23 protein-coding genes and 2 riboswitches are annotated in these 20,667 nt (G+C 36.2%); of the genes, 5 read left to right on the top strand and 18 right to left on the bottom strand.

Annotated features, from left to right (window positions below):
- From C406_RS0103065 to selD, 4 genes are all read right to left on the bottom strand, one after another.
- The coding region (locus C406_RS0103065) for a hypothetical protein (RefSeq protein ID WP_017379119.1) at window positions 1-328 on the bottom strand (328 nt) is incomplete at its 3' end.
- A gap of 8 nt (window positions 329-336) precedes the next feature.
- The gene (locus tag C406_RS0103060) at window positions 337-1,128 is read right to left on the bottom strand and encodes a hypothetical protein (protein WP_017379118.1); all 792 of its coding nucleotides are present in this window, start codon (window positions 1,126-1,128) and stop codon (window positions 337-339) included.
- 172 nt (window positions 1,129-1,300) lie between these two features.
- On the bottom strand, window positions 1,301-2,353 hold the full coding sequence (gene mnmH / locus C406_RS0103055; protein ID WP_017379117.1) for a tRNA 2-selenouridine(34) synthase MnmH: 1,053 nt from the start codon (window positions 2,351-2,353) through the stop codon (window positions 1,301-1,303).
- A gap of 32 nt (window positions 2,354-2,385) precedes the next feature.
- The gene (selD, locus tag C406_RS0103050; protein ID WP_017379116.1) at window positions 2,386-3,435 is read right to left on the bottom strand and encodes a selenide, water dikinase SelD; all 1,050 of its coding nucleotides are present in this window, start codon (window positions 3,433-3,435) and stop codon (window positions 2,386-2,388) included.
- A gap of 211 nt (window positions 3,436-3,646) precedes the next feature.
- Between selD and C406_RS0103045 the strand changes: the two genes are divergently transcribed.
- Window positions 3,647-3,844 carry a hypothetical protein gene (locus C406_RS0103045; RefSeq protein WP_017379115.1) on the top strand — a complete coding sequence of 66 codons (198 nt, stop codon included), beginning with the start codon at window positions 3,647-3,649 and terminating at the stop codon, window positions 3,842-3,844.
- Between the two features lie 90 nt (window positions 3,845-3,934).
- Here C406_RS0103045 and C406_RS0103040 read toward each other — a convergent pair whose 3' ends face one another.
- The 3 genes from C406_RS0103040 to C406_RS0103030 form a co-directional block, all read right to left on the bottom strand.
- Entirely contained in the window at window positions 3,935-4,924 is a 990-nt protein-coding gene (locus C406_RS0103040; protein WP_017379114.1) for a sodium-dependent bicarbonate transport family permease, read from the bottom strand.
- A 442-nt stretch (window positions 4,925-5,366) separates the two neighbouring features.
- Window positions 5,367-6,287: a patatin-like phospholipase family protein gene (locus C406_RS0103035; RefSeq protein ID WP_017379113.1), complete on the bottom strand. Its 921-nt coding sequence runs from the start codon at window positions 6,285-6,287 to the stop codon at window positions 5,367-5,369.
- Between the two features lie 727 nt (window positions 6,288-7,014).
- The gene (locus tag C406_RS0103030) at window positions 7,015-7,518 is read right to left on the bottom strand and encodes a YndM family protein (protein WP_017379112.1); all 504 of its coding nucleotides are present in this window, start codon (window positions 7,516-7,518) and stop codon (window positions 7,015-7,017) included.
- 236 nt (window positions 7,519-7,754) lie between these two features.
- Between C406_RS0103030 and C406_RS0103025 the strand changes: the two genes are divergently transcribed.
- The 3 genes from C406_RS0103025 (at window position 7,755) to C406_RS0103015 (ending at window position 9,535) form a co-directional block, all read left to right on the top strand.
- Window positions 7,755-7,976: a hypothetical protein gene (locus C406_RS0103025; RefSeq protein WP_017379111.1), complete on the top strand. Its 222-nt coding sequence runs from the start codon at window positions 7,755-7,757 to the stop codon at window positions 7,974-7,976.
- Window positions 7,977-8,110: 134 nt separating this feature from the next.
- Window positions 8,111-8,800, top strand: coding sequence for a hypothetical protein (locus tag C406_RS0103020; protein ID WP_017379110.1), 690 nt, complete (start codon window positions 8,111-8,113; stop codon window positions 8,798-8,800).
- Window positions 8,801-9,238: 438 nt separating this feature from the next.
- Complete coding sequence (locus C406_RS0103015) at window positions 9,239-9,535, top strand: hypothetical protein (protein ID WP_017379109.1); 297 nt, start codon at window positions 9,239-9,241, stop codon at window positions 9,533-9,535.
- A 176-nt stretch (window positions 9,536-9,711) separates the two neighbouring features.
- Here C406_RS0103015 and C406_RS0103010 read toward each other — a convergent pair whose 3' ends face one another.
- From C406_RS0103010 to C406_RS0102975, 7 genes are all read right to left on the bottom strand, one after another.
- The gene (locus tag C406_RS0103010) at window positions 9,712-10,752 is read right to left on the bottom strand and encodes a M14 family zinc carboxypeptidase (RefSeq protein ID WP_017379108.1); all 1,041 of its coding nucleotides are present in this window, start codon (window positions 10,750-10,752) and stop codon (window positions 9,712-9,714) included.
- A gap of 51 nt (window positions 10,753-10,803) precedes the next feature.
- Window positions 10,804-12,000, bottom strand: coding sequence for a M14 family zinc carboxypeptidase (locus C406_RS0103005; protein ID WP_017379107.1), 1,197 nt, complete (start codon window positions 11,998-12,000; stop codon window positions 10,804-10,806).
- Window positions 12,001-12,689: 689 nt separating this feature from the next.
- The gene (locus C406_RS0103000) at window positions 12,690-13,628 is read right to left on the bottom strand and encodes an NADP-dependent oxidoreductase (protein WP_017379106.1); all 939 of its coding nucleotides are present in this window, start codon (window positions 13,626-13,628) and stop codon (window positions 12,690-12,692) included.
- Between the two features lie 34 nt (window positions 13,629-13,662).
- Window positions 13,663-13,959: a putative quinol monooxygenase gene (locus C406_RS0102995; RefSeq protein WP_017379105.1), complete on the bottom strand. Its 297-nt coding sequence runs from the start codon at window positions 13,957-13,959 to the stop codon at window positions 13,663-13,665.
- A 43-nt stretch (window positions 13,960-14,002) separates the two neighbouring features.
- Window positions 14,003-14,638, bottom strand: coding sequence for a nitroreductase family protein (locus tag C406_RS0102990; protein ID WP_017379104.1), 636 nt, complete (start codon window positions 14,636-14,638; stop codon window positions 14,003-14,005).
- A 65-nt stretch (window positions 14,639-14,703) separates the two neighbouring features.
- Window positions 14,704-15,144, bottom strand: coding sequence for a MarR family winged helix-turn-helix transcriptional regulator (locus C406_RS0102985; RefSeq protein WP_017379103.1), 441 nt, complete (start codon window positions 15,142-15,144; stop codon window positions 14,704-14,706).
- Between the two features lie 346 nt (window positions 15,145-15,490).
- Window positions 15,491-16,474 (bottom strand): c-type cytochrome, encoded by a 984-nt coding sequence (locus C406_RS0102975; RefSeq protein ID WP_017379101.1) that lies wholly within the window; start codon window positions 16,472-16,474, stop codon window positions 15,491-15,493.
- 271 nt (window positions 16,475-16,745) lie between these two features.
- Here C406_RS0102975 and C406_RS0102970 point away from each other — a divergent pair, with 271 nt between their 5' ends.
- The gene (locus C406_RS0102970; RefSeq protein ID WP_017379100.1) at window positions 16,746-17,330 is read left to right on the top strand and encodes a YdhK family protein; all 585 of its coding nucleotides are present in this window, start codon (window positions 16,746-16,748) and stop codon (window positions 17,328-17,330) included.
- Window positions 17,331-17,445: 115 nt separating this feature from the next.
- Here C406_RS0102970 and thiE read toward each other — a convergent pair whose 3' ends face one another.
- From thiE to tenA, 4 genes are read right to left on the bottom strand one after another with little or no spacing between them, the layout of a single operon-like run.
- Window positions 17,446-18,072, bottom strand: a complete 627-nt coding sequence (thiE, locus tag C406_RS0102965; protein WP_017379099.1) for a thiamine phosphate synthase — start codon at window positions 18,070-18,072, stop codon at window positions 17,446-17,448.
- Complete coding sequence (gene thiD / locus C406_RS0102960; protein WP_017379098.1) at window positions 18,062-18,886, bottom strand: bifunctional hydroxymethylpyrimidine kinase/phosphomethylpyrimidine kinase; 825 nt, start codon at window positions 18,884-18,886, stop codon at window positions 18,062-18,064. The genes thiE and thiD overlap by 11 nt, the downstream gene beginning before the upstream one ends.
- Complete coding sequence (gene thiM / locus C406_RS0102955) at window positions 18,883-19,635, bottom strand: hydroxyethylthiazole kinase (protein WP_017379097.1); 753 nt, start codon at window positions 19,633-19,635, stop codon at window positions 18,883-18,885. The genes thiD and thiM overlap by 4 nt, the downstream gene beginning before the upstream one ends.
- Entirely contained in the window at window positions 19,625-20,305 is a 681-nt protein-coding gene (gene tenA, locus C406_RS0102950) for a thiaminase II (RefSeq protein WP_017379096.1), read from the bottom strand. The genes thiM and tenA overlap by 11 nt, the downstream gene beginning before the upstream one ends.
- Window positions 20,306-20,373: 68 nt before the next feature.
- Window positions 20,374-20,469, bottom strand: a riboswitch (TPP riboswitch).
- A 65-nt stretch (window positions 20,470-20,534) separates the two neighbouring features.
- Window positions 20,535-20,633: riboswitch (TPP riboswitch) on the bottom strand.
- Between the last annotated feature and the right edge of the window lie 34 nt (window positions 20,634-20,667).

Raw genomic sequence — 20,667 nt, 5'->3', positions numbered from 1 at the left:
ACTTAATATGATAATCTACAATTATATTAATCAAAAAACCTAAAATAAATCCAATAATTGCATACAGTATCGCCCAAATAATGGGTCCCCATTCAAGTCTAAATCCAATACTTGACCCAACTACTGCAAATGCAGTAGCTAGAGCAGCAGCAAGGTCAAATATACTTAGTCCATCAGAATTATGAATTGAATCAAATAGCGTCCTATCTTCTTGGCGATTATTTAAAGGAACAGCTAATATGTTATCCTTTGAAATATTTTTTAATTCTAAAGCAGATAATGCTAATTCTACATACATCGAATGTTCAAAGGTAGACATCACATACATCTCTCTCACTACTCCTCTTTTTTCACAAGATTTAACGATAAATCAAAACTGGAGTTTTGGTATCTATTTGCCAAAAAACTTCTCTGTTCATTTTCAAATAATTTGTTATTTTCAACAGTATTGACATAGGCATCATATATAGCAAATATATAAATCGATGGCATAAACAGGAACCACTGCCCTTTAAGTACTGATTTTGCTTGATCGAAATCCCCTAAAACAAGAAAATGGACTCCCTCAAGAAAATGCGAAAAATAAGTGATAATAATCACCCAAACTAAAATAAAAAAGGCTGTAATAATTCTATGAATATATAGTTGCCCAGCTCCTGGCATAAAAAATGACCATATTACTGCAATCCAAGGTGTTCTCTTATCGAGGTAATTAATTTCCAGTGCTGTTATTGAAAAATTTGGAAAAGGTGCATTTTCACGTTCGGCAAGTAAAGAAACTTTGTTTAAATCTACTGCAGTTCGGTAACTATCCCAAATGCCATAAAAATATATTGGAATATATAAGAGCATCCATCGAGGTTCCAATACTTCTTTTGCCAGCTCAAATTGACCAGTAAACGAATAGATTATTGCCAAATTTATATGAGCGTTAACATTAATGACAATTTCCCATATGAACAATGTCAGACCTCTAAGATATTTTGAAAGGAGCAGATGACCGAATCCTGGAAAAGCTGCAGACCACCAAGCAATAATTAATGGGTTTCTTAAATGGATTTGAGTGGTACCAAATTGACTGACTAAAGCTTGATATCGTCTGGCTTTGTCACTTTTGTAAGATTGCATAGCTATCCCTTCATGAATAAACTTTAGTACTCATTATGCACAAATAAAAAGACATTATACTTTTATTTACAAAAAGTTTGAAATTTCAAATCAACTAGTATAACGCCAAATTTTTGTGGAACCACAAAAAATCCAGTAACTATAGTAGCTACTGGATTACTTATTTATCATTTCAATTATAGTTAATTTTTGAATGGTTTAATGCAATTTCTTTTAGCACCTTTTGAAAAGCATCTTCAACATCCATAGCTTTGATTATGATTTTTTGGTGCTCTAGATATTGATTACTTGAATGTTCATATTTCGGATCATAATAATATTCAAGTAAAAGCTTAGTTGCAGATGCAAAATCACTATTTTCCAAATCGGCCTCAATTTGTTTAGCAATTGGTGTATGAATATGTTTCTTAATCAACTGGAATGACGCTTTAAAGAGCTGTGGGAATTCCCATGGCTGATAATCTTCTAAAATGTTCTGGACCCTTACTTCAATAGGAAGATTGATAAACAACTGCAGCCCTTTTTCTTTTTTTTCATTTAGAAAATCAGGTAGACAGACTTTCCCAATTCGTTTACTTTCCCCTTCTATGACTACATAAGGTCCATCTTGATAACGAACTATTTCATGTAGAAGGAGAGAATCGAATTTTTTTTGATTGCTCGGCTCAAGACCAATTTGTCCAAAGATAGACCCTCTATGTCCTGCCATTCCCTCAAGGTCAATGATTGGATAGCCCTTCTGAGATAATAGCTTTAAAATAGCCGTTTTACCCGATCCTGTATAGCCATTTAAGACGAATAGTTTCGGCATGAATTCTTGATTTTCTAATTCATTTACTACCCATTGTCGATATGTACGGACTCCACCAGTTAATCGTTTTGCATTGATTCCCATCAAATCGAGCACAGTGGCTGCTGTTTTGCTCCGCATACCTCCGCGCCAACAAAAAACTGTGATGGGCGTTTCGATTTGTTTAAATGCGGCAATAAATGCTGGCAACTTCTGAGAAAAAATGGCTAGTCCTCTTTCCTTTGCCTCTTCCGTACCTACTTGTTTGTATATCGTTCCAATCTCTGCACGCTCTTCATTATTAAAGACAGGAATATTAATACTCCCAGGAATTGTTGCTTCTTTAAACTCCTTAGGTGAGCGAACATCGATTAATGTGTGTGCTACTTTTTTTTGTGATGTAAATAAATCAGGTAATGTAATTTCACGATACAACGTTTTCACCTTCTAAACTAAGATTAAACACACTATTTTACAATAATGCATCCTATATTATCTTCGGTTACCTCACCTATAATTCGAGCATCGACACCTTTTTCTTGTAGCTCCTTAACGAATAGCTCCGCCTCATCACTCGCAACTGAAATTAACAGTCCACCAGATGTGACGGCATCACATAAAATCCAACGGTCAATTTGATCCATTGACTCAGGGTAGGTAACAACATCTGCTAAATGTAAGAAGTTGTTTTTCGTTCCCCCAGGCACTGACCCAGCTTCAGCAAGCTCTTTCACTCGAGGTAAAATCGGGACTTGATTATAATAAATGCCTAGACCCACGCCACTCCCTTTAGCCATCTCAGAAGCATGTCCAAGTAACCCGAAGCCAGTGACATCAGTTGCGGCATGAACATCATAAGTCGCCATTACTTCGGCAGCTGTCTTATTTAGTGTGGTCATAACTTTTGTAACCTGTGTAATTTCTTCCTCGGACAACAAATTGTTTTTAAGCGAAGTTGTGCATATACCAACACCAATCGGTTTTGTTAAAATCAGTTGATCACCAGGCTTTGCACCGGCATTCGTCCTAATTTTGTCTGGATGTACCACACCTGTTACAGCAAGACCAAATTTCGGTTCCTTGTCATCAATCGAATGACCTCCAACCAGTGTTACTCCGGCTTCTCTTAATTTGTCGCCAGCTCCTCGTAAGATGTCAGCTAAAATCCCTTTATCTAAAGTCGAAATTGGAAATGCAACGATGTTAAGTGCAGTTATCGGCGTTCCACCCATTGCGTATACATCACTTATAGCATTCGCAGCTGCAATTTGTCCGAAATCATATGGATCATCAACAATTGGAGTGAAAAAGTCAACCGTCTGAACGATTGCTGTTGTGTCATTTATCCGATAAACTCCCGCATCGTCACTCGTATCAATCCCAACAAGTAAATTTGGGTCAAAAATAGCAGGTGGTAATGTACGTAAAACTTGCTCTAAATCTGCTGGGCCTATTTTACACCCACAGCCGCCTTTTGAAGAAAGGGAAGTTAACTTTACTGGATCGTATTTTTTCATACTAGTCACCCTTTCATTATCGTTTATATATGGTTTATTTTAGCATACGAGCAATGCATTCTATCATTGATTAGTTTAGTCAAATTCAGTATTACCTATTATTGTGAGAACTTAAATTTTTTAAAACTTCATTTTTAAAAATCACGTACATTATTACTTCAATTTGAACCATCTTAAGGAGGAATAAAAAATAGTTGAGAGGAGTTTTTTTATGGAAAAAGATAATCATAAAGGAGCTAGTGAAAGTGTTGGTTCTTTGCCTCAAACGCCAAATAGCCAGAATATGAATCCCACTGACTCGAAAGAAGAAATATCTATAGAGTTAGCTGAGCTAGGTAACTTGAATCCAACACATGAACCAATGACTTCAAATCATCGGAAAAAGAGTGAAGTAGAAAAAACATACTAATCTAGAGAATTTCAGGCTCAGGCACAATATTAATTTGTGTCTGAGCCTGAACGGTACATATATTAACTTCTCGTTTTGTATTGTGAAGGTTTAGCCGAGTAGTGTAGCTAGCCAAAAGTATAATGGTATTCCCAGAATTAAATTAAATGGAAGGGTTAATCCTAAGGCAGAACCTAAAGATAATCCTGAATTCGCTTTTGGTATGGCTTGTTCAATAGCAGCAGGCGCAGCTATATAAGAAGCACTTCCTGTTAACACTGCTAAAATCGTTGATCCACCAATAGATAAGCCAATAATGCTGCCTGTTAGAACACCTATCCCTCCTCCTATAAGAGGTAAAATAAAGGCAAATAAAAAGGACACTAATTTAATATTTTTCATTTTATTCATACTTATAGTGGCAACCATTCCCATATGTAATAGGAAAACACAAAGTATCCCATAAAACAAATCCCCAAATAACGGTTGTATTTTTACTAAGCCATCCTTATGAGCAACTAAGCCAATAAAAATCCCACCTAATAATAGGAAGATACTTTTTCCGAAAAATGCTTCTTTTATGACGTGCTTAATACTGGCATCAGGATTTGTAATTTTCTCACCTTGCTTACTAACATGTAGTTTATAAATGATAATTGCCAAAATGATTGCTGGTCCCTCCATAATAACAAGAACAGCAGACATGTAAGACTCGTATTCTACCCCGAATTTATCAAGAAAGGCTAGTCCAGCAATAAATGTTACAGCACTAACCGAGCCATAATGGGCTGCTATAGCAATAGAATCAACAAAGGAATATTTAAACACTTTATATAAAATTAAAAGAGAAATGAATAGCATTATTATACTTAAGAAAACTGCAGCAATGATGGTTGGGATCATTTCTCCAAATGAAACATTTCTTAGTTCTACTCCTCCCTTAATACCAATAGTAAAGAGAATAATCATCGTATACCCAGTATACAGTGCTGTTGGCACCTTTAAATCAGAGTTTACAAGAACTGCGATTATTCCTAAGAGAAAAAATAATATCATCGGTGATAGTAAATTGGCGTAAGCAATTTCAATAATTTGTTCCACTTATTTCTCCTCCTTTAATAAATAAACTTCTATATTCAGTGCTATGAGAGTTGAATTTGACTTCTCTATACACTTCAGTAACTTGTCAATCCTGGATGATTCAAAACTATTCCATGAAATGAGCAGCTTAAATCATTATAATCTAATGATTTATTAATTGAACTACTTATTGTTACAGATTTGAAAATAACTTTTAGACTGACTCCCAAATTCCTTTTATCTACTCGGAAATTTTACAAATAAAAATTCAAATATTATTTCACAACAAAAATCCAACAACTAAATTAGCTGTTGGAATAGTTTTCAGTCTATTTAATAGTCGTTCAAGTTTAAAATTTTTCATTAATCAAATATTTATCATAGCGTTGCATAAATAATATAGCACATTGTCAAATTTTTATTTGGGGTCTTATTATAGAGACAATGTTTACGAAACTCACTATTAACGATATAAATTTTGATAGCTTTTAATATCGATAGGAGTCGACCATGTATTTAAAAATTGCACGGCACAACTTCGTCCTTTTTCCAACAAAGCTTCTTTCATTTCTTGCGTAAGATCAAACTGAGTTGCATTATAATCATCAACCGGAATAAAAATAATATTTTTTTCATGTTTTCGAGAAATATATTTTTCGTCATGTGCATTTTTCATAGTAGAAAAAAGTGCTTCGAATAAGTTTAGAGCATTGTCAATTTTATGCCCATGAGATTCTTCATGGCCACGACTAATTTTTAAACCCAGAACGGGTCGTTGTCTATGCCCATCTTGTTCGTCAAATAACCACATTGGAAAGTTACTCAATACTCCACCATCTACAACAATAGTCTCACCCAAATCCACTTTCAATTTAACGGGTTCAAAGAAAAATGGAATTCCACAACTCATACGTAAAGCACGAGCAAGGGGAAAGGTTTCTGCTGATATCCCATATTGCGCTAATTCATCAGGAAGAACCATCATCTTTCCGTTTGTTAAATCAGAAGCAATAATTTTTAACTTTCCATCCGGTAAATCGCCAAAAGTATAGACCCCTTTTACTGCCAACTTTTCCATGAACCAGTTCTCTAATGCTTTGCCTTGGTATAAGCCCATTCGGAAGTAAAGAAGAAACCATTTCATTATGGGTAAAGGAATGATTGTTTTACGAGGATCAAGAAGCTCTTTAAAATCTTGACCTTCAAGCATTGCTTCTATTTCCTTACCTGAATATCCAGCTGCAATGAAACAAGCAAGAATTGCCCCAGCACTTGTTCCAGCTAAACGATGAAATGAATACCCCTTTTCTTCCAACACTTGATATGCCCCCACTAACGCAAAATCTTTCAAACCTCCACCTGAAAATACTCCATCAATTAACATATATGTCGCTCTCCCTTTTTCTTATCGTTGTTACACTGTAAGAAAAAATAAGAGAAAGTAGAACTTGTTATCACACTAAGCCGCTTTGGTTTTTTAGAGAGTTTAGGATATGGTTGACGAAAGAATGGACACTATCTGTAGTAAAAGCATACATACAAAACGATAATATAAGTCAAAAAGCTTATAATATGTCAACTACATGTTTAAAAGGAGATGCGTTCATTCTACTATGAACGCATCTTTAATTGTATTTACGGTTACGAATGCTTGTTAGTGAAACATTTACCCTAAGAGTCGATGGAGTTAATCGCCTTTATTTAGAAGAAACTGTTAATAAATAGTTTAGTTCCCACGATTTCTACTAGTTTTAACCTGAAAGTAGGTTTTTGCCACACTATTCCGTGTCTCGCACCTACAAAAAGAGTTCGTACTAGTGTCGAGCGATGTCTCAGTTGTAATTAACGGCTCTCACGTTGTAATTATATAAGGTGACGTTGTAAAAATATGCCTCCAGGTTGTAAAAATCGTTATTCACGTTGTAATATTAAAATTTTGGTATTTAAATTGTCTCCCTGGAATGAAATAAGATAGACACGTCCTATCATGCTAAGCGTTTGGACATGTCTTTTTTTATTCAATTGTAAAGTCTAATTAACAATGATACATAATAATATTAATTTCAAAAAAAACACCAATTTAAAATTAATGTTTTTCCACAAATTCATTCTTACTTTTTTCTGCGACTTCGATTAACTTTTCTTTTTTTGGACTTAAGCATATTAACGTCTTTTTCTTTGGCTTGAGCAGCTGTTTTAATATCCATATCTTCTGCAAATTCAGTTTGTAAATTTCCTTTGTATTGACGCTTGTTTTCTTCTCGAGATGGTTCAACATGTTCATCATCAAATTTTCTTTCCATATACGGATGGAAAAACATCTCACCAACTGTGATGATAATAGCAGCTATTAATGAAACTGTTAAATTAACTAGTGGAGAAAAAATTGCACCAACTATCCAAATTACAGCCCATGCAACCACTAAATCGGAAATCAATGCAAAAACATTGCCAACTCGAGGTAAAATATACACATCCAAGACAAATGTAAATGCTGTTAAGAATAAACTTGTAATTAAAATAGTTGTAAAGGAAATCCCGTAAAACCATCCTAAAACAATCCATAAAACCGCTGTTATCATGATGAATTTAATTAATAATGCCTTTGTAAACAATAGACCCTCAACTCCTTTTTTGTATTCAAATCATCAATTATCTTAACCACTAATTTGTTTTCAATCCCTTTTTTATTAAACCTTTAAAAACTTAGTTTTTGTTTTTCAATCCAAGTTTGATATTTCAACTTAATTACATGAATTTACTGCTATACAATGCTGATACAAATAGTTTTTACAAACTTGGGAACACTATGTATTGAAGGATTTTCATTAAATTGAAGGAGGGAATATTAATGTCTACTATTAAACCGATACCGAATGATTCAGCTGATAATGCAGAAAGGCTTAAGAAAACGATCAATAATAAGGAAGCAGCAGAGGCAGCAATGGAATTTGCAGATGGTAAAGAACTAGCTGCAATCAAAGAAAAAAATGCTCGACGTGAAGAGAGTATTGAAGGATTACGAAGTGAAATACTCGAAGAAGGTAAATCACGAATAAACGGGTATCTTTAAAAAAAGACATGATCATCTTCTTAGAAATTCAAGTTGAAATTATTTAGAAAAAATAATTGTATGGATATAAACGCAAAAATTAGGAAAAGATAAAAGATGGAAAGAAAAATAAAATATAAAGGGGCGGTAAGCGCATGTCCATGGAATGGTTTAACAGAGTATCTGGTGAGCTTCAAGATAATCTGAAATCGATTTGTGAAAAGTATGACCAGACCGGCCATATGACTATCGATCAGAGTGCAAAACATCCACGAATAGAATTTTTTGTCGATACTAATGATGACGAAAGAGATTACTTTTGCACGCTCCTCTTTGATCCGCATAACGAAGAGTTTTACGTAGAAAGTTTTGATTTGGATTTTGAACAGCCAGCAAGAATTATTCTTGCGGATATTGAGGATGTTATTGACGCTGTTCATGAAAGCTTTCATACCTTTATGAATGATGAGAGTGAAGTGTATTTTGTTGATGAGATTGATCATAAAGAGGATTACCTTTTAGAGGATGAAGAAGGAGAATTCTACATCGGTGAAGTTTTAGATGAGGAAGATACCCTTGAAGAAATTACAGTTGACTGGGAAACACCTGAAGTCACTGCATTCCAGATTGCGGATGAAGTTGAAGTAACCTATCAATTTGGGTTAGATAGCACAAACGGTAATGGAGTTCTCCGAAGGGTCAACCGAATCTGGACAGATGAAGCGGAGCTTTACGAAGATGAAAGTACTTTCACCTTTACAAAAGAAGAAGCAAGCACAATTATTGCCATGATTGCGAGCCATATGGATTCTATAACTGGATACAATGATCATTTAATTCAGTAGTGAAATTCTATCCTAACTACTTGTTCGATTAAACAATAAAACTAAAACAGGTATTAGGGTGTATTCCCTAATACCTGTTTTTAAATTTCTCTTCCACTACTTGGCATACTGTCTCGTCAAAACGATTCCATATGAATTGAGCAGTAGGTATTTAGTAACCCTAAACCCTTTAACGTTCCAGACTAGATTACGTATTAATGTATCCCAACTTATCTCTAAAAGTGGAGAAGGCATAGATGGATACCAGGCATTGATTTTTAAAATCCCATTGTAAATTCAAAATCGAACACAAATTTGGTTACTAATTATCCCAATGAGAATCGAAAAAGATTCATCTTCTTGTTTACAAACATACCGATGTTAATATCGCTAATCAACAATTGAATAAATACTATTTATAATGACAATAATAAGGAGAAAAATTTAAGGAGCTGCATGATGTTATTATTTAAATATTTCAAGGATGATTCTGGTGAATATTTAGGAATCAGAGGTGAATACGAATACTTTGTGTTCATTCCTGTTACTACCAATAAAAAAGAGATAGTTACTTTATTTGACTACGCTGAGGAAAAAATCGAAGCTCATTATTTAGAAAATGAAGAAGAAATTCATCAAATGAAAATATATATGATGGAAGATCCTCGTATAGTGAAAAGAATCCATGCAATTAAAAATTACCAAAAATATTATTCTATAAGCCATGATGAGTTTTTAGAGTCCTTTCCTGGTTGAACATGTAATTAAATACCTCAGATTTATTACTCAAATTAGCATTATTTTTAGTATTTCTATTTTTTATTAAGTTGTTATCAAAGATAGATTTATTATGAATAAATGACAATTAATAAACATCCACATAATACAAACAAACGCCTCTCGGTATATTTCAACCAGAGGCGTTTTTTATATTATTCAGAAGGACGTGTTGTTTGGTAAGAAAGTGAATCCCAAAACGATGTATCTTTCGATTCAATTGAACGGTCTGCAATTGCACGAACCGTCGCATCAAGAGTGGTAACGGTTTGTTTTATCAAATAGCCATTGCTCTTTTGACCTAACACATATGATTCGTATTCATGATCGGACATTCCGCGCATTTCGAATAAAAGTGTTGAAATACCGTATTCTACGGCAATACCGTTTCTGCTGATTGTTTCAGCAGAACCTCCGTTGTATTTCCCGAGGTGGCCCCAACCTTTTTCATCAATGGCATCAAACACAACTGCACCGAGTTGTTTGGATTTTTGTACAACTTCCGGATCAGCATTTGGAGTTGTAGGATAAAGGATGGACCCAGAAACAAGCTTACCGTCCCTTTCACTCATTGCTCCTTGATGATGAAGATCAATCATGTAATCAATATTATATTTAATCATAACATTATCATGCAGTGCTTTTGTTTCTGGTTGGATTTTAGTTATATGATCTCGGTTCAAGTCTACTTCCGCTGCATTATAGCGAGTTAAATTCCTATCTCCCTTTGCGATATAATCATCAAGAGAGAAGTCCACATCACCCATGGCGCCATCTGCATTCAACATAGGAACGATTAAGATATTCACCCCGTCTGTAACACCTTTCATCTTGTTTGAACCTAGATGCTTAATAAATTCAAGAGCACCTTCAGTTGTAAGCTGTTCATTTCCATGCTGCTGGGTTAAAAATAGAATCGTTGGATTTTCAGGGTTTTTCATATACTTCGCTAGATATAAATCCCTTCCCTTGATACTTTGGCCAATTACTTCAAGTTCCATATCCTGTTGTTTTACATCCTGTTTCTTTAGGTAATCCGCCATTTCATCATAAGTATGGAGTATCGAAGTGTTAATCGTTTCATTCCCTCCATAAGTAGGACCATTTCCTACCGCGTTAGCAACGGGAGAACTGAAGGGCGATACGCTGAGCATCATCGCTCCAGCAATGGATAAAGTAAGTACGGTTTTCTTCATTCAATTTCCTCCTTAGTTTTCATCATATTGAATTATCAAAATATTGATAGATTAGTTGGATGGTTTATTTGATGTAAGCGGAATATTATCGTAATCTTCCGGATTCAATGTTTCAACTGAACCATCAGCTACCGCTTCGATAATTCCAGTAAGGCCACGTTCTACTGATTTTACAAGTTGCCCTTTTTCTTTATGCCCCATCATTTGAGTCTGTCCTCTTACTTCAAAAAGAACGGTTCCGCTGCCATTTAATGCATAACTACCAAGCGCGGTTCCTGGAAGGTCAAGTCCTTGGGAATAAAGAGAGATATTTGTGAATTTAGAGTTACCGTAAGATTGTAGTTCATTGTAAGCCGCAACATTTAATTGTCTTGAATAATCGTACCTATAGTTTTTCGCATATTCGGCGTATTTAGCACCTTCCGACGTATTTGGATCCGGAACAAACTGTGCGGATAAAGAAAGTGTTACTTCGTCAGCTGTACCTTCCACATAATACATGCCTTGGTGATGAAGATCTACGAAGACATCTACATTTCCATATTCATCTTTTAGTGATTTGTATACATCACGAGCAGTCTGTGATTCTGGTGTAATGAACCAACCTGGCGTATTAGAAGCACCAGGAAAGTCTTGTGCTTCAGGCACATAATTTAGATTCGGATTGAAGTCACGATTTACGTCAAAACCAGGATTTTCCCCATAGTTATAACTTTGGCTGATGCCTCGGTCCAAATAGTTCCATGAAGGTGTCGCACCAGTCAGTTGTGGAAATTTGTCTAGCACTTCATCCCATGTCATACTGTTTCTACGTTTATCACCCTCAGAGGCATCTGGATTCATCATCGGCATAAAAACAAGTGTCAATTCCTCACGTATTTCTTGTGCTTGTTTCGAGTTTGTTGAAAGATTTTGCAATAAATTCAGGAGTGCTACCGTACCTGTTTTTTCGTTCCCATGAATTTCACTTTGAACAAGAATAACTTTGTCCCCAGTGCCGACCGTTGCTGTGTAAATATCCAAGCCATTGTGTGACTTGCCAGCTACTTCCACTTGAACAAGTCCTTTGCTACTAGCTTCAATTTGGCTAAGCGTTTTTTGTAATTCACTGTAGCTGATAAATCCTGAAATGGAATTATCGTGATGATGTGTTTCTGATTTACTAACCGCCTCAGACGCATATGCGGGTAAAGTCAAGAACGTACATAAACCTAAAATACCAATTGTACTAGCCCATTTATTCTTCACAATATCCACTCCTTTTGAATTGAATTCATCCTCATTAATCTTAGTACTTTATTCATCCCCCTTATTTCTATTTTTTGTCATTGATTCGGAGACAGCATAACAAATAATATTAGTGGAGTAAATGTTATTTGAATATTCAGTTCTTTTGTAATATGGATTTATAATCCAATTACAAATAGATATATCAAAAGGTATAGCAATAGCTATATATTTCGACCCACTAAATTGTTTCATTCGTAGGTCGAAATATTTAGTCGTTAGAACTACGCTAATAAGTGCAAAATAGCACTTATTGCATGAACTTAAGAACACATCTTTTGAAGGGTTTTTAATAAATGGGGGATGAAATTTAAATATCTAGTATCAAACCAAAACCAAATGATTTTCAGCTGATATTGTAGATATGCTCAATAAAATAAATAGCATTGGAGGTTTATAAAATGGAATAATTGAAGAAGTCAAATTACGATTAAACGAGTATTTTTAAACGTACTAACGAAACCTTATAAAATAAAAATCAAAATTCTAATAATTATTGTCCCTTAAATAGATGCAACTCCTATACAATATCTCAACAATTCATACAAAAGACACCTTCAATCATACTAATAGCAGATTAAAGGTGTCATTTTTATTAATACAATTATAGTGAATAATATAAGGGGATCCTAGGACGAGATATTTTAAACTTATTTTTTAACTCGAATGACAATTTTACCACGTGCATGATGTGTCTCACTTAGTGCATGTGCTTCTTTAAGACCTTTTTCATTAAAGTCAAAAGTTTCACCAATTATCGCTTTTAGTTTGCCTGATTCGTACATGTCAGCTAAGTGCTGTAATTGTTCACCTTTTGGTTCCAGCCAAACAAATCCAGCGTCCACTTGATATTTTTTCGACTCTTCTTCTATAGGTGGTTGCGCTATGGAAACTAGTTTGCCGTGTGGTTTTAATACTTTGTAGCTTTTTGTTTGAATCTCTCCACCCATTGAATCTAACACGATATCAAAGTCATGAAGAATCTCACTAAAATCTTCATTTTTATAATCGATGACTCTATCTGCACCTAACGACTTTACAAACTCTTCATTTTTGCCACTAGCTGTCGTTGCCACGTAAGCGCCGAATGATTTGGCAATTTGAATAGCAAAGTTTCCAACGCCACCTGCTCCTGCATGAATTAAGACTTTATCATCTTTTTTAATTCCGCTAAAATCAACTAAACACTGCCATGCAGTTAGACCTGCTAATGGGATGGCTGCCGCCTCATCAAAACTCATAGAAGCTGGCATATGAGCTAGTAAGTTTTCCTCTACCGCAACATATTCAGCATAAGTACCTTGTCTCGTAGTTGCGGGTCTAGCGAATACTCGGTCACCTACTTCAAAATTAGAAACATTCTTCCCCTTTTCGACAATGATACCTGCTGCATCCCAACCAAGAATAATTGGAAATTCAAAAGGAAGCATCTCCTTCAAATAACCTGCACGCAGTTTCCAATCAATCGGATTAATCGATGTAGTATGAATTTCAAGAAGCACTTGATCATCTTGAATAATCGGTTGTGCGATTTCTCTTTCTTGGAGCACTTCTTTATCACCGTATTGATCTATAACAATTGCTTTCATATATATAACCTCCAGTTAATTTTTAGTAAGCTTTTTATTTCTTTACTTCTTTACCTTCATAAACTTTTACATCTAAAGGACGTGCTAAATATTGTGAAGCCTTACCGACAAAGGAAATGTAGTGATCGCTTTTGTTATGGCTCTTTACACCTGCTAAATCTGTCCAAACTTCAACCATCGTATACACATATTCTTTTTCTGTATCTTTCATTAAATCATAAGAAACGTTAGCACTTTCTCCTCTAGAACCTGTAATTAATAGGCGAATTTCTTCTAAAAAGGCTTGTTCTTTTTCTGTTTGTAAATGAAATTCAGCGTGAATAATAATCATCGTATATGATCCTCTTTTCTATAGGTTGTTGGTTTAGTTCACTTTACTTCCACTCAGTAATAGAATCAATTGGCAGACGGACAGATTGATATCCCATATCTTTCGCTTTACCCATTGATATAAGCATAACCGGATAGTATCGCTCTTTATCCATGTCAAAAGCTTCTGCTATTTTGTCTTTTTCATAGCCACCGATTGGATTCGTATCATAGCCGTAAGCTCGTGCCGCTAGCATCAACTGCATAGAAACTAAACCAGCATCGATTAAATTCATATCCTTTAGTTGTTCTGGTGTCATAGTGCTAATTAATCCTTTAATTGCTGGTAGCTGCATATCTCTTACTTCAGCTGACATATGCCCTTCAGCCACTGCTTGTCCATAAATTTCATCTGCATAGTCTAGGCTATTCATATCTGCAAATACAGCAATTACTGCAGCAGACGTTTCTACTTGAGTTTGATTGAATTTTGCCAAGGGAGCTAATGTAGCTTTTCCTTGTGGGCTGTCAATGACAACAAAACGCCATGGTTGTAGATTTACAGAAGAAGGAGCAAGAGTGGCTTTTGTTAAAATTTCAGTCATTTCTTGTCGACTGATTTTTACGGTTGGGTCATAATTCCGAATAGATCGGCGTCCTGTTACGATTTCATTAAAGTCATTTATTAGTGTTTGGTTCATTTTTCATTCTCCTTTATATCTACTTTCATTTGGTTGATTACATGTAGCATTTATTAAGTAATTATCTAGTCGTTCGGATCAATATTCTTAACATTGTCTTGTATACGAATAAGCATTTCCAATAGGATTGAACGTTCCTCTTCCCCAAAGCCTGCTAATACTTTAGAAATGAATCGTTGTTTCTCATCCTGATAAGAAGCGATTCTTTCACGCCCTTCATCTGTAAGACGAACAAACGTAAATCGATTATCAGCGGGATTTTTGCGTCTCGTAACCATTCCCTTTTCTTCTAGCTGCTTTAAATGTCTAGTTACAGCTGCATGATCTATGTTCACTTCTTTTTGTAATGCTGTCTGACTAATTTCTTCCATTTCAAAAAGCTTGTTCAAAAGATCTAACCGAGACTGACTAATGCCTGTACAGCGCTCAAACTTAGGACTCATTTGCTTACTTATTTCATATAATCGATAGACAATTTTTTCTTCTTTAGGACATGAGTTAGACAAAATATTGACCTTCTCTCAGGTAATTGATAGGTCAACCATTGACCCGTCAATTAATATATATCACTGGATCTAATAAATCAACTAATTGAATCGAGGGTATATTACTATATTTTTCACCCTGTGTAAGCTGGATCATGACCATGACGTTTTTAATGTATTTATGCATAAGAACCCCCACATTAATTGTTAGAATTAATGTGGGGGTTCTTTATTTATAGGTAATCACTTTCAACATTGGGGCATGTATGATACCTTATGGATTCTTTGATTTAAACCTACTTTCACTTTTATACAAAAAAAGAATTCAGAGGCTTATTGGTTAGTAGATTCCTAACTTCATATTTGATTATTTAGTATTATGACCAAGAACTTCTTCCCAGTTAATCGTGCCATCTTTCACTTGTTGACGCAGTTCTTTCGTCATCGAATCTTTTGGTGCGCCACCACTTGGCCAATCTCCAGCATGATCTCCCCATTCAGGGCGATCTTGAGAGAGAACGAAGGCAGCAAGATTACTTGCCTCCTGGTCAGTCAAGGATTTCTCCTGACCTTTAGGCATATTATTTTGAATATATCCTGCCATTCTTGAGAATCGAGCTATACCTGCACCGTCATTAAATGAACCTTCACCCCATAGAGCGGGTCCAGTATTAGCTCCAGTACCTGCACCATCCTGAGCGTGGCAAGCAATACACGATTGTTGGAACATCGTTTCTCCAGCAGCTACATCTGGAATTGGCACTTCTTTCATGTCATTCTTCCCAAGCCATGGAAGCTCAGCTCCAACGGGAATTCCTTCTGAAATGTATTTGAAATAAGCCACCATTGCATCCAAATCTTCGTCATCTTCAGCAAAAGCTTTACCATTCATGCTTCTTACCATACACCCATTAATACGTTCTTCTATCGTCACGATTTCGCCATTACGTGAAATATAATTCGGGTATTTCGCAGCTACTCCCACTAAAGGAGAAGAGTTTTGATCTAACCCAGCACCAGCATGACAGCTAGAACATGATAATTCGTTCACACGCTGTTGACCATCTTCTGCCGATGCAGTATCGCCTCGTAACTGGTTTGATGTATCGTCCACCAACTCATGTCCTCTTAAAATTGCTTCACCCTGAGGTCCATCAGGAACATTCTCAAGTGAAGGTGGATTAAAAGTAGCTTCTGAGGCTAATTCACCAGACACAGTTTGCTGCACATTTTTAGTGGAGTTATTATCTGCTCTCTCTTTTTCATCCCCTAACTTATTACCTAAAGCACCAATAAAAATGAGTAATAAAATAAATAAAAAGCCCATTGTCAAAGATAAACCTCTACTCATACGTTGCACTTCCCCTCTCATGCCAATTCATTCACATTAACAACAGAATTGATTATTATGTCCTTTACTTTCTCCTAAATTATATACCCCTTACCCTATTTAATAAAGCTTCTATTTACCCTAAACCTTAAAGAATTTCAAATTTTTTGAAGTTTTCCGTATTGCATTTTGCCTAAGTAGTTTCTTTCTATAACGATCAAACGTCGATCTGCATAGATTTTGCATACTTATTGGGTATACTCTTGTCATTAGCTAAAGGAGTGACTTATTGATGAAAAATACTTATAGAAAAATACTACTGGTTCCAACTCTAGTGCTAGCGCTAACTGCTTGCTCAGATTCATCTTCTGAAAAAGATGAAATGGATGACATGAATCAAGAAAATATGGATATGGAATCTGGTTCTGAAGAAAATATGGATATGAATCACTCCGGATCAGGTAAAGTTCCTGAAAATTTGAAGGTGGAAGAAAACCCAACTTTTGAAGTGGGAAGCCAAGCGATTATCGAAGCAGATCACATGGAGGGTATGAAGGGTGCTGAAGCAACAATTGTTCTTGCCGTTGATACTACAGCCTATACTGTATCGTATACCCCGACAACAGGTGGAGAAAAAGTGACCAATCACAAATGGGTTATTCATGAAGAAGTTGAAGATTCCGGTGATGAACCATTGGAAGCTGGAACCGAAGTTATCCTTAATGCAGATCATATGGATGGAATGGATGGTACAAAGGCTGATATTGATTCAGCAGAACAAACGACTGTTTATATGATTGATTACACTTCGACTACTAGCGGAGAAGAAGTGACCAATCATAAATGGGTAACAGAAAGTGAACTATCAGCTAAATAAAGGACATAATAAAAATAGCTTATCCCTCTAATGGATAAGCTATTTTTATTTTGAATCTATACAGTTGATAGTTCTAGTTCACCAACTAGAACTCAATACCCTGTCAATTTTTCGATTATATATGAACTTTACATGCTCTTACTGTTTCATATCGGTTTTGACTTTGGCAAATCTCCGAAATCACCGCTATCCCATTGGCACCTGCTTCAAGTGTTTCATGTGTATTCTTAGTTGTGATTCCACCAATTGCGACAAGCGGAAAATCTCGATACAAGCTTCTCGCTATTCTTAAAAAAGTTAGACCAGCAGGAGCTTTCGCATCAGATTTCGACTGTGTTTCATAAATTGGTCCAATCCCCACATAGTCAGCACCACCTCTTACAGCCTGTTCCAACTCTTCGACTGTATGCACTGAAACTCCTACGATTCGTCCTTTAAATTTTTCGCGTATGTGCGTAAGTGTTACATCATCTTGTCCTACGTGAACGCCATCTGCTTTGAGTTTCAAGGCCAGCTCTACATCATCATTTACAATAAACGGCACGTTGTATCGTTTACACATCCCCTGGCATTGACGAGCAAATTGTTCAAGTACTTTTCCTGTTAATGCCCCTTCGCCTTTTTCACGAAGTTGGAAAATTGTTATACCTGCTTTTAATGCATCTTCCAACACATGTAATGGCTCTTCTATGCAGTTCGGTGTTCCCATGATGAAATAGCACGCTAGATCGTTACGCTTCAATGATGTTCACCTCACATACACCTTTTGCTAGTTTATAGGCAAAATGGTTTGTCGGCCCATGTCCATGCCCTATGTTTAACGGGGTTTCAATAGCTAGCTGGACAAACTTTTTAGCTTCAATGATTGCTTCTTTTAAAGACCAACCTTGTCCTAAAAATGCAGTAAGTGCTGCGGAGTAAGTACAACCTGTTCCATGCGTATGTTTCGTTTCTATACGGGCAGATGTCATTTTAAAAGTTGTACCATCCGCAAAAAATACTCTATCTGTTGCAGTTCCTTGTTCATCTAAGTGGCCACCCTTCATAACCACGCACTTTACACCCATTGCTACTATCTTTTCAGCCGCTTTTTGTATATCCATTTCTGACTTAATCTCAACGCCACTAATCACTTCAGCTTCTGGAATATTCGGAGTTAACACCGTTGCAAGTGGTAAAAGCTTTGTCGTTAATGCTTCTACTGCTTTATGTTGTAACAAGCTTGCTCCTCCTTTTGCAATCATCACAGGGTCAACGACAAGCAAAACATCTTTTTGGCGTAAGCTATTCACTACTTCATCAATAATTGGGGCTGAAAAAAGCATACCGGTCTTGACTGCCTTTATGGGTAAGTCCTGAAAGACAACTTCGATTTGATGTTTAACAAAGTCTGCAGATGCAGGGAAAACTCCCTCTACACTAAGTGTATTCTGAGCTGTTAACGCAGTAATCACTGATGTACCGAACACTCCAAGCTCTTGAAATGTCTTTAAATCAGCCTGTATCCCAGCACCTCCACTACTATCTGAGCCAGCTATGGTCATCACGATATTCAATTATTTTCACCTCTAGAAAATTGATGTAAAGAATTTAAGACTTCTATTTGAAATGAGCCAAGAAGTGGAGATAGAACCGCTTGTTCTGACACCTTTTTATAAACTTGTAGTACATCACGTAAGTTTAAAAGAGGTTCTCCTTCTAAAGTTAAGACTGCTGCACAAATTGCACTTAGTAAACAACCTGTTCCTGTTACCTCGGTCATCTGAATGTGACCACCAGTTACCCAGAATCCATTGTCACCATCAGTAACATAATCAGAAGCTCCTGTGACCACCACTATACAGTTCCATTTTTTGGCTACATGCGTGGCAACGGTTGCAATGTCCATCTCACCTTCTCCACTGTCCACGCCTTTTATCTCCCATGAAACACCTGCTATGGTAGCAAGTTCACCCACATTACAGCGCAGTAAATCGAATCGAACACTTTCTAATAGTTCATTTACTACTTGTTGACGAAACTTAGTCGCCCCAACTCCTACTGGATCTAATACAACAGGTGTTCCAAGCTTATTCGCTTTTTTCCCTGCTAGTAACATCGCTTCTTTCGTTCTTATATTGATCGTGCCAATATTAATTAAAAGAGCATTTGCAATCGCGACCATTTCTTCTACTTCTGTAACTTCATCAGCCATGACAGGTGACGCACCAATTGCAAGTAACCCATTCGCTGTAAAGTTCGCCACGACATAGTTCGTCATGCAATGTACGAGAGGCTTTTTTTTACGAATTTGTTTAATAGGCATAGTTCTTTACCTCATCTTGCCAGTTTTCATGTGTCCAAGGCATTTCCCAAAATTTCCACTCGTAGTAGCAACTTTTTTCAAAATGAGCTTTGAACACAGTTTGTTTACCTGGATTTGCTTCTGCGTAACGATTCATCATCGTCTTTTGCACCTCGATTTTTTCTTTATAATCCGGTGCACTATACATCGCAATCCATTCTTCATATAGCTTAACGCCTGGTTTTGCGTCTTTATACTTCTCCCCAATTTCTTGATATAACCATGGACAAGGGAACATGGCAGCAAACGCCTCTTCTACATCTCCGTTATTTGCAGCATTGTACATATGTGATACGTAGTTATAAGCCGCTGGAGCCGGTTTAAAATTTGCTTCCTTTTGTTCAGTTATACCTAGCTCTTTAAAAACCGTTCGATGCAAATCAAGCTCAGCCTCATTGATATGACGAGCCGTTTCTAAAAAGTAAGCAATATCTTCGTTCGTTTCAGCCTTTGTTGCTGCAATTGCTAGCACCTTCGTGTAGTGCTTTAAATAATAAGCGTCTTGCATAATGTAAAACTTAAACTTATCAAGTGGCAGTGTCCCATCGACAAGTCCTTTTACAAATGGATGATTAAAACTTGCTTGCCAATAAAGATCAGTTTCTTTTCGTACTTCTTCACAAAATGTCATCATAAGTCCTCCTTTTTCGGATGGACGCAAGTGCAAAAAACGCTCCTTTGCACGTGGCAAAAGAGCGTTGTAAATGAAACATTGCTCCCTACGTCAGTGTTAACTGTCAGGTTCCAAGGGTCAGGTTTTACCTTCTCAACTAAATAGTCCCCCCGCAATTAAAATATTGAATTAGCAAACAAAAAAGCCCTCCTAAATGGAGAGCTTTAGCACAAAAGAAATACGTCGAAACGCTATGTACTCTGCTCCCTACGTTCGTCTTAACGAACAGGTTCAAAGGGTCAGGTTTTAACCTTCTCAACGCAAATGCGTTCCCCTGCAACTATTTTAATTAATTTCATACTAGCATAATAGAGTGAAAG

This window comes from Paenisporosarcina sp. TG-14 (genome assembly GCF_000297555.1).
GTDB classification, from domain to species: domain Bacteria; phylum Bacillota; class Bacilli; order Bacillales_A; family Planococcaceae; genus Paenisporosarcina; species Paenisporosarcina antarctica.
This window is presented reverse-complemented; position numbering and strand designations above follow the sequence as displayed.